Source organism: Pseudomonas congelans (genome assembly GCF_900103225.1).
Taxonomy (GTDB): domain Bacteria; phylum Pseudomonadota; class Gammaproteobacteria; order Pseudomonadales; family Pseudomonadaceae; genus Aquipseudomonas; species Aquipseudomonas congelans.
Genome location: NZ_FNJH01000007.1, coordinates 233,448 through 246,848, shown reverse-complemented (window position 1 = coordinate 246,848; position 13,401 = coordinate 233,448). Strand labels below are relative to the sequence as shown.

At 60.8% G+C, this 13,401-nt stretch carries 16 protein-coding genes; all 16 read right to left on the bottom strand.

From position 1 onward, the window contains the following. Positions 1–175 precede the first annotated feature (175 nt). The 16 genes from BLR20_RS21775 to BLR20_RS21700 all read right to left on the bottom strand — a co-directional run bounded on the left by BLR20_RS21775 (position 176) and on the right by BLR20_RS21700 (position 13,342). On the bottom strand, positions 176–742 hold the full coding sequence (locus BLR20_RS21775) for a tail fiber assembly protein (protein ID WP_054992497.1): 567 nt from the start codon (positions 740–742) through the stop codon (positions 176–178). Between the two features lie 7 nt (positions 743–749). Then, complete coding sequence (locus tag BLR20_RS21770; protein ID WP_010439015.1) at positions 750–2,210, bottom strand: hypothetical protein; 1,461 nt, start codon at positions 2,208–2,210, stop codon at positions 750–752. A 10-nt stretch (positions 2,211–2,220) separates the two neighbouring features. Continuing rightward, positions 2,221–2,820 (bottom strand): YmfQ family protein, encoded by a 600-nt coding sequence (locus tag BLR20_RS21765; RefSeq protein ID WP_024662983.1) that lies wholly within the window; start codon positions 2,818–2,820, stop codon positions 2,221–2,223. After that, a complete protein-coding gene (locus tag BLR20_RS21760) occupies positions 2,808–3,848 on the bottom strand; it encodes a baseplate J/gp47 family protein (RefSeq protein ID WP_003372716.1) in 1,041 nt (346 codons plus the stop codon). The genes BLR20_RS21765 and BLR20_RS21760 overlap by 13 nt, the downstream gene beginning before the upstream one ends. After that, on the bottom strand, positions 3,838–4,236 hold the full coding sequence (locus BLR20_RS21755) for a phage GP46 family protein (RefSeq protein WP_054992498.1): 399 nt from the start codon (positions 4,234–4,236) through the stop codon (positions 3,838–3,840). The genes BLR20_RS21760 and BLR20_RS21755 overlap by 11 nt, the downstream gene beginning before the upstream one ends. After that, positions 4,233–4,745, bottom strand: a complete 513-nt coding sequence (locus tag BLR20_RS21750; protein ID WP_054992499.1) for a phage baseplate assembly protein V — start codon at positions 4,743–4,745, stop codon at positions 4,233–4,235. Before BLR20_RS21750 ends, BLR20_RS21755 begins: the two co-directional genes overlap by 4 nt. Then, complete coding sequence (locus tag BLR20_RS21745; protein ID WP_054992500.1) at positions 4,742–5,869, bottom strand: phage baseplate assembly protein; 1,128 nt, start codon at positions 5,867–5,869, stop codon at positions 4,742–4,744. Before BLR20_RS21745 ends, BLR20_RS21750 begins: the two co-directional genes overlap by 4 nt. A gap of 3 nt (positions 5,870–5,872) precedes the next feature. Next, positions 5,873–7,309: a DNA circularization protein gene (locus BLR20_RS21740; protein ID WP_054992501.1), complete on the bottom strand. Its 1,437-nt coding sequence runs from the start codon at positions 7,307–7,309 to the stop codon at positions 5,873–5,875. Next, positions 7,306–9,465 carry a phage tail tape measure protein gene (locus BLR20_RS21735; protein WP_054992502.1) on the bottom strand — a complete coding sequence of 720 codons (2,160 nt, stop codon included), beginning with the start codon at positions 9,463–9,465 and terminating at the stop codon, positions 7,306–7,308. The genes BLR20_RS21740 and BLR20_RS21735 overlap by 4 nt, the downstream gene beginning before the upstream one ends. Before the next feature lie 130 nt (positions 9,466–9,595). Continuing rightward, positions 9,596–9,892, bottom strand: coding sequence for a phage tail assembly protein (locus BLR20_RS21730; RefSeq protein ID WP_032611735.1), 297 nt, complete (start codon positions 9,890–9,892; stop codon positions 9,596–9,598). Further along, entirely contained in the window at positions 9,889–10,236 is a 348-nt protein-coding gene (locus BLR20_RS21725) for a phage tail tube protein (RefSeq protein WP_010438998.1), read from the bottom strand. Before BLR20_RS21725 ends, BLR20_RS21730 begins: the two co-directional genes overlap by 4 nt. A 60-nt stretch (positions 10,237–10,296) precedes the next feature. Then, on the bottom strand, positions 10,297–11,793 hold the full coding sequence (locus tag BLR20_RS21720; RefSeq protein WP_054992503.1) for a phage tail sheath subtilisin-like domain-containing protein: 1,497 nt from the start codon (positions 11,791–11,793) through the stop codon (positions 10,297–10,299). 18 nt (positions 11,794–11,811) lie between these two features. Next, complete coding sequence (locus tag BLR20_RS21715; RefSeq protein WP_054992504.1) at positions 11,812–12,000, bottom strand: DUF2635 domain-containing protein; 189 nt, start codon at positions 11,998–12,000, stop codon at positions 11,812–11,814. Beyond that, positions 11,997–12,587, bottom strand: coding sequence for a phage tail terminator protein (locus tag BLR20_RS21710; RefSeq protein ID WP_054992505.1), 591 nt, complete (start codon positions 12,585–12,587; stop codon positions 11,997–11,999). The genes BLR20_RS21715 and BLR20_RS21710 overlap by 4 nt, the downstream gene beginning before the upstream one ends. Before the next feature lie 46 nt (positions 12,588–12,633). Further along, positions 12,634–12,972, bottom strand: a complete 339-nt coding sequence (locus tag BLR20_RS21705) for a hypothetical protein (RefSeq protein WP_003372736.1) — start codon at positions 12,970–12,972, stop codon at positions 12,634–12,636. Continuing rightward, the gene (locus tag BLR20_RS21700) at positions 12,953–13,342 is read right to left on the bottom strand and encodes a hypothetical protein (RefSeq protein WP_003411734.1); all 390 of its coding nucleotides are present in this window, start codon (positions 13,340–13,342) and stop codon (positions 12,953–12,955) included. The genes BLR20_RS21705 and BLR20_RS21700 overlap by 20 nt, the downstream gene beginning before the upstream one ends. Positions 13,343–13,401 lie beyond the last annotated feature (59 nt).

Sequence of the window (13,401 nt, the reverse complement as noted above, 5' to 3'; positions counted from 1 at the left end):
CGATAACGCCTGAGTTAGCGATGCGGAAGGTCAGTGCTGTGTGGCGTTATGAATCACGTTTTATTAACGACTCAGCACCTTTTGTATGCAGAGTCTGTGAGGATTTGGCACGCGCCTAAAACGCACACAGCGGTCTCGAAAAGCGGGCAAAAAAAAACCGCTCTCGCGGTCATGTCTACAGGGCAGTTGTATCCGAGGGCGGTGAAGGCCATTTGATCTGGAGAGGGTAATCCGGGGTTTGCTCGATCCGGTTCAGTTCCACGCTATAGCGTTTCCATTCAAGCAAACTTGCCTTCTCCGCCTCGGTGGCATCTCCCAGTTCTTCGGCATACTGCAACGGGGCGATACGTTTAGCAGCGTCCTGCAAACGCTGGTCACGAACCAGCAGAGCAGCGGAAGCCAAAGCGGCCTTCTGCGCTTCGGTATCAAGAACCCAGTCACCCTCTCTCCATACATAGTATTTGCCAGGCCATTGCTTGGTAGTGAGCCTTTCAGGAGGCTCACCCAGACTGCTCCATTCCTCCTCAGAGCCGTCGTTTATTCGATACATAGGGCCTCGACGATCCGCGACCTGTTGCAGCTCATTATTGACCATCGTCCAGGCAAAGCCCGTGTTCGGCGGGTTCAGCAACTCCGGCAAGCTCACCGCATTGCTGGGCGTTTGCTCGCCCAGCCCAGGGATAACCGGTAATTCGACAGGACCGATAAGGGCCCCGACATCATCTATCAAGTAAGTAGGCATAACGTCCTCAGATCAGTTTGATACGGCCGGGATAGGCCATGTTGCGGCTACGGAAACGAATCCAGTTGTTCATCGGTTGCTGGTCTCTCATTACAGTCGCCACAACGCCGTTGTCCGTTGTTTCTGGCAGATATGCCGAACCGCCAGCCGGGACCAATGCGCCTGGCGGCAACAAGCCACCCGGGCCTGTAGAGTTCAAGCGCCCATCCGCCTGCGCATGACCGCTGCCCAGCAGGTAGGTGCCAGTCTCTACATCAGAGCCGCTCCACTCCTGAGCCACCGTCCTGAGCCAAGTGCCGTCCTGCCAAGAGCCGGCGACACGCGACGCATCGACCCCACGAGACTCATCCAGTACCCGCAGGAACTCGCCCCTACCTTCAGGCCCTCGAAAGGTCAGGGCGCCGTCGCCACTGGTCCATCCACCTTCCTTGCCGGTACGAGCTGCTTCGGTGTAAAGCATCCCGGACTTTTGCGCGTGATCCCAAAGCCACGGCCAGTCGGCGCGATTAAGAAGCCCACCGTTCAACGCTCCATATCCTCCTGGGCTGAACGATGTAGTTGTCTCGAAAACAGGTCGCCCCAATGGGGTGCTGTCATATCGACCTATTGGCCACCAGCTTCCAGCAGCATCGCTGCGCAGGTGCCACCAATCGCCAGCCCCCATCAGAACCAGAAAGGAATAACCAGCAGCATTTAAATGGGTGTGGAACCTGATCTTTTCCCCGGCACTTGCATTCACGGTCAGCCGGTTGCCACTGCTGTCGATCCTGCGAACAATGACGTCCTTTACACCTAGTGCCGCATTTGAAGAGGGCAGTGTGAATGCACGATTGCTGCCAGTAGCATCCAGTAGCAGCAACTCCATCTGGTCTCTTGTAAAAACTGTATCGGTATTGAAAGAGAACACTTTTTGAGAGTCGACCTCCTTTACCTCTGTGATTTTGCCGCGCTTGGTGATGTAGATCGCGTCAGTGTTAAAAACAAGCTCTACCCACTCCGCCGCATTGAGCTTCAAGGTATTGCTGCCGGCACCGAATAGAGAGATGACCTCAGCACCATTGGCCTTGATAGTTGCCGCTGCTGGCGATGCGTTATGAAAGGTTATCGACTTACCTACCACTACGTTCGCCTTGGGAGGCAGGGTCAGCGTGATACCACCGGCATTGATTCTGTGCCAATGCCCCGCCGCTCCGGGCAACAGAGTTTCAGAAGCGGTGTAGCCAAACCCGGCACCTTTGTAGGCCTGCCTGACCTGCGAACCTATCTGCGTGATAGCCGACGCGAGCTGGTCTGTTCTGGTTTCATCAGGCTGCTCACCACCGGCTGCCATCGCATTCAAGATCTCCTGCGTGATCGAGTTACCCCACTGCGCAGGAATAAGCGAACCGGGCATGCCGGTCGCCGGGTTTTCATCTACAAACTTGCCGCTTGCCAAGCCTACGCCCGGCACACTCTTGGGATAATCCACATTGTGTTCCTCAGTTGAAGTTTACGAATTCGACGCTGTGCGCCGGTGCTGCTCGACGGATCAAACATTCGATGGCGAGCCCGGGATTCACCCCGAACCGCTCTCCCCAGTAGCTGGCCCCGAAGCGTCGGCCCAGGCGCTGGCGCCCGCCGGTGTTCAGGGTCCACATGAATTGCGCGCTCCAGGTGCCGAAATGCGCCCGACCAAAACGCGAACGCCCCATACGGGGCGCTCGGTGTTCGGTCACAGTGGCATCGGGGTAGCCCTGGCTGATGGCAATGTCGATGTAGAACGCCGCGTTCTGCCCTCCTGTCGCCACAAGCCGCTGGCGCACCGACAGGCGCCGGTCTGCAAACAACGGTTTGAGCCCCAGGCACGGGTCAGGCAGGTTCATCACCCGCTCCCAGTCCGGGACCAGCTCACTGACGGTGGCGGGGTCCATCTCGTTGAGCAGGTCGAACGCGCGGCCATCGATGCGTGCGAACTCGCGGGACAGGCCGGTAATCACCTGCTGCAATTCCGGCACCCGCTCCGGATCCCATGCGGGACCGGGTGGCAACAGCGCCTGCAGTTGTCCGGCGTAGTGTTCGGCAGTTCTTATGACGACCATTGAATACCCCCGAACGTGAGCAACTGGTTGGCCGCGGCAGTAACGTTGGCCACGGGTGAAACCAGCACATGATCGGTTTCGCCTGTCGCGCGGCTGATGGCCTCGGCGATGTGCGTGAGCAACAGGGTTTCGCCCAGTCCGCCCTCACGGTTGTGCAGGTCCAGCAGCTGCGCCTCGACCGCCGCCCGCACGGCGGAGGTATCCGGTGTGAGCCGGATGGTGTAGACCACCGGTTTCTGCACCGGCGCCAGCACGTATACGTCTGCAGTGACCGGACGCAGCGGCTCGATATACGCAGCGACCGCGGCGAGCTGCTCGGCGTCGGGAATGGGATCGGCCTGGTCGTCACGCATGAAGAACACCGCCACAGTCCCTGGCCCCATGAACCGGCGCACACACCAGGCGCGCGTCACGCCCGGCACTTCCAGCGCCCAGGTCACGTAATCATCCTGATTGCCGCCATGCGGGATGACCCGGTAGGAGCGCACGACACGCGCACGCAACGACTCGATACTTTCCTGCGAGATGCCGCCGGACAGTCCGTCGGCAATGACGGTGAAGGTGCTGTCGATGCCTTCGACCGGTTGCACGGCAGTCATCACCAGACCGGCATCCGCATTACCCAGAACACCGGCATCCACCGCTTCGACCGTGGTCGTGTTATTGCCCGCAACCGTGGTGACGCCTTTGGTCACGCGGTAGAAGCGTCCATCACTGAACTGCAGCACCGTGTCCGCATCCAGCACCGCGCCGGCTGCAGCGGTAAAGCGCACCGTGCCGGTGGCGGCCTGTGCCACCTTGCGCGGCTGCCTCAGGCGCAGGATGGCTTGCCGCTCGAGGGTTTCCTCGTCGGCGGTGTCCGGCAGAATCTGGTCGGCGATCCAGTCCTGATAGCCGTACAGCCCGTAGGCCGCGCCACTGTGCGCGCGGGACAATACCCGAGCATCGGACTGACGCAGCGCTTCGTCGGCGAGGTCGACCTGGGTTCGGTTGATCAGCGCCGGTAACGTAGGTGTTTCAAACGGCATAAATCACCTGCCACTGTTCAGAAGGGTTGAAACGCACGAGCTGACCGTCCGAGACGACCAGCTCGACGCCCAGGTTCAGGCGGTTGCTCTGAACCTGTTCGGTAAGGATGTTGATGTGCTTGACCTGGCCATCTTCGATCAGCCAGTCGAGCGCTTCCCGGGCATAGAACTCGGCATCGCGCTGGGTCTGGGCAGTCAGCCTGACCCGGCGCAGCAGCCACAGCCTGGAACCGATGCGGTCATTGGCCTGTGCCGGGTAGGTGTCGCCCCACCAGCCATAGCGCTCGGCATCGTCGAACGGGTCGCCCGCTTCGGCACGCCGCCAAGTGAACAGGCTGATGACCACCGAGCGCAGCAAGGACGCCTGCAGAGAGCCTTCGATGATCATCCGGCACCTCCAACGGGCGGCCCGCTCTGGCCATTCCCGCCCTGCACGTTGCCGTGCAGATGGCTGATCTGGCTGATGCCAGCGGCAAGCTGGTCGCCCTGAGACACGATCTTTCCGGTCTGGGTGATCTGCGGTGTGTCGAAGTTCACGGCCACCGCCGCCTTGATGTTCAGGGTGTCGGTTTCAATGTCGATGACCTTGCCGCGCTTGAGGTGAATCTTGTCGCCCTCGTCGGTATAGATCGCCACTTCGCCGGACTCCAGACCCTTGAGGCGATAGCGCCGGTCGGCCACCACCAGCAGCAGACCGTGTGAACGATCGCCACCAATGAACGCGGCGATACCTTCAGCGCCGGCCAGTGGATTGCTGGTGAAACCGTAGGGTTCGAAGTGCTCCATGTCGTCCTTGACCTCTCCGGCGGTGAGGCGCATTTGCAGCGTCTGCATTTTGCTGCTGGCCCTGGCGAGCACCACCGTGCCGCGCACCAGCATGCGATTGAGTAAGCTCATGAGGTTGTTTCCTCGTCGATGGGCAGCAGCCAGGAGTAAGCGTCCTGATTGACCTGCACCTTGCTGCGCTTGTTGGGGTCACCTGGCTCGGCCTGGAAACCTTCAGGCGGACCGACCACCAGTGTGGTGATCGTGCCTTGGTCGCTCAGCGAGTAGGTCACGGCTGAAATCAGCATGTTGCGGCTCGTGAAACCGATGACCGGATCGATCACCCGGACCATGGTGTTGTGCCGCCAGAGCGCCCCGTTGGACTGCCGCCAGCCCTGGACCTTGTAGGTGGTGAGCAGCGCCTTGCCGGCCCGCTGACCACGCTCCCAATTGGCGCGACTCAGGGCGAGCTTGGGTGTGATCGGCGCATCCTCATGAACGACCAGTACGCGAAGACGCTTTTTATGCGCGGGATCGTCATGCCGGTCATCCGTGACTTCTGCCGAGACCTCCGACGACTCCTTGCCAAACGTCTGGTCATTACCAGTCTGTTGACCGATGACCCGGTACTCGGAAAAAAGCCCGGAAAAGTCCCTCGCGATGACGGCGCTCAACACATTCTTGCCGAGTTCGAGCGCGTCTGCGCTCTGCCCGCGACTACCCGGCCTGGCCAGCACCACATTGCCGTATTCGTCATCGGTGGAAAAAATCCGGAACAGGGTCAGCAGCCGGTCAATGGACTTGAACACGGTTTCGGCAGGCTCGATGGTGTGATCGGCCATCTTCGAGGTTTCCGGTATTTCGCTGATCACCGACAAACCATAAGGAGCAGCAAGCGCTTCAACGATCTTCAGCACCCCCACCTCCTTCCACTGACTCGGTTTGTTGATGGCCGAGCAGTCGATGAGGTCGGCGGTTTTCGAGCGTCCGGAAATCTTTAGCGTGACTTGCTTGCCGTCATAGCTGATCGGCGCGGCAAATACCCAGCCGGTCAGAATCAACTCGCCGCCGATACGCACCTCGCACGCTGCGCCGGGCGTGATCGGATGCGAAATCTCAGTGCCCGGCCACTGCCAGGTAATGCTCACGTCAAAGCTGCGCGCCTGACGCTCGATCCCGGCAGAGATTTCCACCGACTTCCAGCCGGCATAGTCGTGCTCGTCAACCGTCAGGGTGACAACGTTAGGGTCGATCATGGGTCACTCCTGAGCGATCTTCAGCGTGCCGGGCGGCACGAAGCCCGGATGGGCCAGTCGATTGCGCTGCACCATTTCCAGCGCCCGGCTGGCGTCACCGAATCGGCGATAGGCCAGCACCAGCGCGGGCAAAGGCTCGGAGACCTTCATGTCCACCAGACGTACACCGGAGGCCGCCACCGCGTTGAGATGCCTGATCAACGCCTGACGCAACGTATTGAGCGCCAGGTAATGTTCGGGGTCGGCTTTCAACGACGCTTCCCAGATCGCCGAACTCAGCGTGTCACGCAGTTCGATGACGTCATCGGCAACCGGCACATCGACGCGTTGCAACGCTTGCGTCACTTGCTGATCCAGCGACGGCACTACCGTGAGCGGCGTGACGGTCGTCGCAACCGGCATGCTCGCGACGATTTTCGCCACCTTGACCAACAAGGCATCCTGAACCAGATTGGCCGCGGCCTGAGCCGTCACGCCGGTATCCAGCCCGCTGCTCTGGCTGACCAGATTGATGCCGGACACCGCTTCCGCCTGTTGCGTGGCCTCGGAAATCACCGAGCGGTAATCGACCGTTTCAACAGAGGACACGCCGCCATTGCTGCCGGACCTTGCTGCCGCGCTGCTCGCAGCGGTGCCGTTACTGCCACTCGCGGAACCGCTGCCTGAGCCGCCCCCTGTCGAGTTGCCGGAACCTGACCCGGTACTTGTCCCGGTACTTGTCCCGGTACTCGCCCCGCCAATACTGCTGGTGCCGTTCGCTCTTCTGGCTCGACGACTGTCCCCGTCGAAACTGGCGAAGAACGTGGTAAACAGCGTGCTGACCGTCAACGGCGCATTGACCAGCGAATGCACCAGCGCAGTGACATCCGAATAGATCGTCATGAACGGTGTGAACTGCCGCTGAATAGTCGCGAATACACCCGACAGGGCGCTGCGCAGCGCCTGAATATTGATACGCACCGCGTCCACCGTGGCCATCACCGAGCGGTAGCGCCTGAGCGCCGAGTCCAGCAGGCTCTCGGACGCGCCCAGCAACTGCCGTCGCGTATTGAGGGTCGACACGGGAAACTTGAGCGGGTTGGCCGGATAGAATTTCAGGTCCAGCCGGACGAGCCCGCCTTCGCTCAGGTTGTGTGTGACGCCACATTCGCCGACCTGGACCTGCACGCGACCCAACCACGGATGCACCAGCTCGCCGGCACCTTCCTGCTCCAGTGCCTGTAGCAGTCTGTCTCGCTGTTCGAAACAGTCGGGACCGACAATGAACCCCGTCAGCGTATGCACTTTCGACTGTTTGCCCAGCGACTCGAAATAAGGCTCGTCGCGTTGTGGAAACTCATGCAACTGCCCCTTGCGGCCTGCCGGGACGACGGCTTTTTCAATGAAAAAACCGACGCCCCGGAAAGACGCTGGCAGCAGGCTGTCACGCCATGTACTCATGATCCGGCTCCTGCGCCGAGGGTTCGATAACCGACGTTTGGCGATATCGTCAAACCCGGCTGGTTGGTTTGCAATTGCCCGGCACGCATGCCCGGTGGCGCGTTTTCAAAGCGAATGTTGAGCTCGCCTTCAAGTCGCGGGCCGGCCCCGGCTGCGCCCTGTTGCAACAACAGGCTGCCGGGCGCCAACGGCGTGGGTACGCCAAGCAATTGGCTGGTCGAGGGCACGCCAGTGGCCTGATTGAGCAACTGCTGATTCGTGCGAACGTTCTCGACGGCACCGGCCGCCAGAAACGCACCGGTCCCGCCGCCTGGCCCTGCGTTGCGTATCCGCTGTTCTTCCGCGAACTGATTGGCCTTCTCGGTCGCCCGCTGCAGGACGGTCTTATTCGTGTCGCCACCAAACCAGCTCATGATCGGCTCGATGAATGGCTTGATGTCCGCCCACAGACCTGCGAACCAGGTTTTGATCGGCTGCCAATTCTCGATGACCATGCCCAGCGGCGAAAAACTGAACAGCGTTGCCAGCACATCGGTAAACGGCTGCGCCTCGGCCTTGATGGTTTCCCACAAGCCGGCCAGGTACTCGGACAACGGCTGCCAGTTGGCCACGACCATGCCCAGCGGCGACCACGCAAACAGCGTTTGCAGAAAATCGAAAACCGGCGTGGCCAGCGCCTTGATCACGTCCCACAGCGCAGCAAAGAATTCGGTCAGTGGCTGCCAGTTGGCTGCGATCATGCCCAGCGGCGTCCAGGCGAAGACCGCCTTGAGCACGTCCCACAGCGCCATCACCGGTCCGCGAATCGCCTCCCAGACCGCCTGAAAATAAGGTGCGACCGTCGACCAGTTGGCGATCAGAAAACCTGCCGCCAGCGCGAGGCCGCGCACGATCAGGCCCAACGGTGACATGCCCATGACCGCAGCCAGCAGCCCGGCGGCACTCGTCGCAGCGAGAACGGCGACTTGTAATACGCCGAAAGCAATCGCGGCGCCCACGACGCCCTTGATCACCTCTGGGTGTTCGGCCGCCAGCGCGGCGACCTGAGAAATCATCGGCCCGATCACGGCCATTGCTTCGTTCATCGCCGGCAGAAACATACTGCCGATATTGATGCCCAGACGATCGACACGGTTGGTCATCTCTTTGATGGCAGTGGCCGTGGTCTGGGAGTTGTCTGCGAACTCCTTCTCGATGGAACCGCTGTTTTGCACACCCTCCCCGACCTTGGCCAGGTTGGACCTGAGCACATCGAGGTGGGCCAGCAGCGGCGTGATCGCGCCCAGCGATTCGGCACCGAACAGCTGCGTGATGACGTCCGACTGTTTGCCGGGATCAACACTGGAAACCGCCGTCAGAACCTTTTCAATGGTCCCGGACGGGTCACTCTGCATGCCTTGGGTCAACTGATTGACGTCGAGCTGCAACGCCTCGAACGCCCCGGCTTTCGCCGCGCCCCCTTCAGTCAACGACTGCATGAACCGCTTCATGCCGCTGGCGGCCACATCGGCCGGCACATCGACGCTGGCCAGGGTCGCGCCCATGGCCGCCAGTTGCCCGGAGGCCATCCCCGCAACCGGCCCGAGCGGGCCCATTGCAGTCACCATGGTGGCGATTTTCTTTTCCAGATTGTTGCCGCCGAGCACGTTGATCTTCTCGGACAACGCCGCGACCTGCGGCTGAGTCATCTGAAACGATGACCGCCACGAGGCCATCATGTCGCCCGACTCGGCCGCTGTCTGATCGAATGCGACGCCCATTTTCACGGCGTCGCTGGCAAACCCGGTCAGTTCTTCGCGCGGTACATTGGCCTTGGCACCCGCGGCGACAATCGCCGCGATACCGTTGGCGCTTTCCGGCAGTCGTTCACTGAGGTCCAGAATGTCGGAACTCATCTGCTGGAACTGTTGCGGTGTTTCAAAGGTGACCGATCGTTTCACGCCGGCCATGCTGGTCTCAAAACCGATCGCTGCCTTTACCCCGGCAATCAAGGGCTCTGTCAAAGCATTGCCCTTGATCATCTCGCCCACTTCGACGTTCCCAAGACCAGAGCCTTCAAGCCTGGTCTCGAAGCCTTCAACGTTGTTGCGGATGGTTGCCAGCGTTGGAGACAGCTTGTCGACGCCGGTAATCAGCGTCTTGATAGTGTCTGCCATCACTCCCCCTGCAGGATCTGGTTGATGCGTTGCGCCTGCAAGATCGACTCGGTGATGATGTCCAGCTCCCTGGACATCATCAGTTCGGGATCGGTCTTCCAGAAGTACGCGAGGTCGTAAACGACGGCGATCAGGCCTTCGAGGTCGCTGATGCCGCTGCCATGAAAAAACTCGCAACCTTCCAGCTCAGCGTGTTGATGTCGCACAGGTCCATCTGATTGACCGACGAGGGCGGGATGCCGGCGCAGACGGCGATGTACTTCGCCGCCACGTCCAGATCCAGGGAAACTTCCTCGTTCTTGTCGATCCTGTACGGCAGGGCCTTGATGGCCCGCGCTTCCTGCGCCGTAGGGCGCCGGAATGTCAGTTGCGAAAGGGTTTCGCCGTGCGCTTCGATCGGGCTGGCCAGGTCGATGACTTCACTCATTGCCAGCTCCCCTGATTACCGTCGAATTGCAGCTCGATGGTGCCGTCGTCAGCTTTGCTGCTTGGCGTTTCGACCAGGTAGGCACCGGACAGGACGTAGGTCTTGCCGTTCTTGAATTCACAGGTGATGGTCATGTCCACACCGGTGGTGAGCAGCTTGAGCGGCAGATCTGCGGTATGCACGGCGGTGAACTTCAACCACGCGGCCTTTTCGGTTTCCTTGTAGTAACCAGGCACGACCGTCTCGCGCTTGATGTTCATCAGAGGCGCTTCGCCGCCGCCGCTGATGGTCAATTGGGTGCCATCCACTTTGATGTAGCAGGTACCCGCAACTTTCTGACCCATGTTGTTTATCTCCAGAATGAAAAAACCCGCACGAGGCGGGCTTGAAAGGGTTGGTTAGGCTTATGCCGCTTCGTCGTACTGCAAGCGGAACTGGTTGAGCAGCGCGAACACGCGCAGGCCGTTGATGTAGTCAGGCGGGAACATCACGTTCACGCGGCTTGGGTCATTGCCATCACGCTCGACGATCAGGTGCTGGGCGAACGTTTCGGCGTTCTCCACATGACCTTCTTCTTCAAGACGTGCGTACTGCGCAATCAACTCGCCACGGATGGTGCTCGGCGTGATGATCGGCTGGCCGGCACCGAAACGCGTGCCATCGTTGGCCAGCTTGTGGCGGCCGTACTTGCTGGTGATGATGCCTTGCAGGCGACGGATGATGAACGCCGACTGGTGCATGGTTTCGCTGTCCAGATACGAGTTGTCAGCCTGGCCGTACGCGTTCTTCTGGTAGGTGGTGATCGAACGCTGGATGCGCACGTAACCGCCTTCGTAGTAAGCCGTGGCGATGCCGTAACGCAGCAGCGACTCACGCTCGGTCAGGGTGAAACGCTGGCTGGCCGGAGCAGGATCGATACCGGGCATGGTGCCGCTCTGGGTCGGACGGCTGGCGTCGGCAGAGATGAACACCGCTGTGCGCGCAGCCAGTGCAGCGGCTTGCAGCCAGACAGGTTGCGGAACACCGTTTTCCACACCCTGAAGGGTGATGTGCTGATCGTTGCGCAGTTGACCTGCGGCCACCAGCGTACCGACCGTGCCGCGCTTGGCGCTGTAAACATGACCGTACAACTGACGGGCCCAGCTCCAGCGACCGGTGCTGTCGTCCATTGCCGCTTTCCAGGCATCCAGCGTGGCGGTGTCGGTCCAGGGCATGCAGATGAACTCGAACGGTTCGTCGCCCAGCGCAGCCAGTGCCTTGAGTTGATCAGGCGTACCCACGCCACCGGTCATGGCTGTTACTGCCGCGGTCAGGCCAGCAGGAATGACTTCGCCATTGGTCTTGCCCTGGCGATTGAATTCCAGCTGGATGTCGTTGCCGCTTGCCCCGCTCCATTTGCAGGAAAGGGTCAACACACCCGCTTCGACAGCCGCAGTGATCGGCAGGTCAGGCGTGGCATTGATCTTTACCGACAGTGCGGTAGCCGCCTGGGCAGCGGTTGCGCCGTTAACGACAGTGGCCTGCACTCGCATGCCGCCGACATACAGATTCAGCAGACCGGCTTCGGTCGCCGCGCCGGTGAGGGTGACTGTTGCGCCGGCCTTGGCGCCTTCGGTATTGAGCAACGGCAGGCACCAGACTTCGCCGGTGGGGTCCGCCTTGCGCCAGGTTTCATACATGGCGGCCAGCATGGAGCCCTGACCGCCGATGTTTTTCGCCAGCGCCACGCTCGGCACCAGCACCAGAGAACCCAGTTCGGGGCCGGACACATCGTCGTTGACCTGCGCAACGATCAGTCGACGCATGCTGGCCGACGCGCTGTTGGCGGCCGAGTTGTCCATCTCCGCATAAAACAGCGGCACGCGAACATCGGATGGAATGTTGTTAAAGCTGATAGCCATTGTTTGGCTTCCTCTTGGTTAAGCCGTGAAGGCTTGATGGGTGGTGGTGGATTGCTCGGTTTGAATGGTGATGTCGCCGTCGTTCTGACGACGCTGCCACCAGGCGTTGAAGGTCACCTGCCGGCCTTCGACGGGCAGCAAATCGCCCGCCTCCGGATCCGGCACAGTGCGGCCCTCGGCCGGTACTACAGTGATGCGTTGAGTCATGGGGTTACCTCTGCTGTGAACTTCGCTTCGATACGGCCATCAGGGCCGGGGGATTTCAAATTCGGATCTGCGGGGTCAACGCAGTCCATCTCGAGGGTGGCGCCGGTAAACCCAGGCAAACCATCCAGATACGCTTCGTGCCAGGTCTCGGCAGGCTGATTGGAGGTGTTGCGGCCCAGTTGAAACTGCGCTGCAAACCCGAAGCGATACGTCACCCGGTCGCCGCTGATCTGCACCAGCGCGCCACCGGTGTACTGCATCGCGTCGTAATCCTGATCCGGATTCCAGCCCACCAGTGCACGCCACAGTTCGCCGCGCAGGGCATGCAGTTGGTCACTGGCTTCCTGCCCGCGCTTGTCGCCGCCATCGAGCACCACCACGACATCGATCGTGTCGGTGATGTTCTGGCGAATGACGTTCTGCAAGTCGTTGGCGGTGGACTGATCACCCGTGGCAATCACATACGCCGACGGATGGGCGAGCTGATCGCCGAGGGCGACCGCAGCCCAGTCGATACCGGCACTGATTCGCCCGGCAAAGCTCGGGCAGGTCGCCTGCAAATGGGCAACTATCGGGGTTATCTTCATGAGGGGTTCCGCGTGTGTTGAAGGTTGATTGCGGCGTGGGTAACGCCTACTGGTTCGCCTTGCCCAACGCTTCATCAGCCTTGTCTGCAGCACGGCTGGCCGTGTGAGCGGCCTGATTGGCAATCGATGCGGCACTCTCGACCTTGTCTGCCGCCTGGGTGGTGGTTTCGGCCAGCCTGTCCAGGCGCCGATCGCGCTTGCCAAGCGCTGCGTCGTAGGCATTGCGAACCTCGGCCAGCTGCTGCGTATGCTCGGCATTCGCCGACCACTGCCCGGCCTGAAAACCGAGCATCAGACAGCCAGCGATCAGCAGCACGGAAATCAGCCACACCTCCAGACGCCGCCACCAATGGCGAGCGATGAAATCAATTGCGCATCTGTGCATCGTTTGCACCTCCGAGTTGGGATCGCAGCCGGGCAATTTCGGCGCTTTGCGTGGTGACCTTGTCGGTGAGTTGAACGATGTGGCTGGTGAGCGCCTCGATCTTGCCCTCCATCCGGCCAACCGCAGCGGCAAGCTCGTTGCGCTCCTTGGCAAACTGGTCAGCCCTCGCTTCAGCCTCCTTGCGCGCCTGGCGCTCGGAGTCGAGCAGCTCATTGAGACGCCGAACCGTGCCGATGTCCGCGTTGTCCATCGCCCGGTCTGTTGCATCTCTGGAAAGAAACTTGCGCAGCCATAGAAAGCCGCCAAGCAAAATTGTGCCCGTGCCGCCCAGCCAGGTAGCTGTGCCTGGGCCTAGGTCGGTTGGGTCCATCTTTACCTCTGAATAAAAGACCATAGGAAACGGTCAAAGGAGCGCGGTCATGATTCGAG

Excerpts from the sequence above, each read along its gene's own strand:
- BLR20_RS21760 (WP_003372716.1), bottom strand. The coding sequence starts at position 3,848 with ATGCCGTTTGAAACACCTACGTTACCGGCGCTGATCAACCGAACCCAG.
- BLR20_RS21775 (WP_054992497.1), bottom strand. The coding sequence starts at position 742 with ATGCCTACTTACTTGATAGATGATGTCGGGGCCCTTATCGGTCCTGTC.
- BLR20_RS21765 (WP_024662983.1), bottom strand. The coding sequence starts at position 2,820 with ATGGTCGTCATAAGAACTGCCGAACACTACGCCGGACAACTGCAGGCG.
- BLR20_RS21745 (WP_054992500.1), bottom strand. The coding sequence starts at position 5,869 with ATGATCGACCCTAACGTTGTCACCCTGACGGTTGACGAGCACGACTAT.
- BLR20_RS21705 (WP_003372736.1), bottom strand. The coding sequence starts at position 12,972 with ATGCACAGATGCGCAATTGATTTCATCGCTCGCCATTGGTGGCGGCGT.
- BLR20_RS21715 (WP_054992504.1), bottom strand. The coding sequence starts at position 12,000 with ATGACTCAACGCATCACTGTAGTACCGGCCGAGGGCCGCACTGTGCCG.
- BLR20_RS21750 (WP_054992499.1), bottom strand. The coding sequence starts at position 4,745 with ATGAGCTTACTCAATCGCATGCTGGTGCGCGGCACGGTGGTGCTCGCC.
- BLR20_RS21700 (WP_003411734.1), bottom strand. The coding sequence starts at position 13,342 with ATGGACCCAACCGACCTAGGCCCAGGCACAGCTACCTGGCTGGGCGGC.
- BLR20_RS21725 (WP_010438998.1), bottom strand. The coding sequence starts at position 10,236 with ATGGGTCAGAAAGTTGCGGGTACCTGCTACATCAAAGTGGATGGCACC.
- BLR20_RS21755 (WP_054992498.1), bottom strand. The coding sequence starts at position 4,236 with ATGATCATCGAAGGCTCTCTGCAGGCGTCCTTGCTGCGCTCGGTGGTC.
- BLR20_RS21730 (WP_032611735.1), bottom strand. The coding sequence starts at position 9,892 with ATGAGTGAAGTCATCGACCTGGCCAGCCCGATCGAAGCGCACGGCGAA.
- BLR20_RS21720 (WP_054992503.1), bottom strand. The coding sequence starts at position 11,793 with ATGGCTATCAGCTTTAACAACATTCCATCCGATGTTCGCGTGCCGCTG.
- BLR20_RS21735 (WP_054992502.1), bottom strand. The coding sequence starts at position 9,465 with ATGGCAGACACTATCAAGACGCTGATTACCGGCGTCGACAAGCTGTCT.
- BLR20_RS21710 (WP_054992505.1), bottom strand. The coding sequence starts at position 12,587 with ATGAAGATAACCCCGATAGTTGCCCATTTGCAGGCGACCTGCCCGAGC.
- BLR20_RS21740 (WP_054992501.1), bottom strand. The coding sequence starts at position 7,309 with ATGAGTACATGGCGTGACAGCCTGCTGCCAGCGTCTTTCCGGGGCGTC.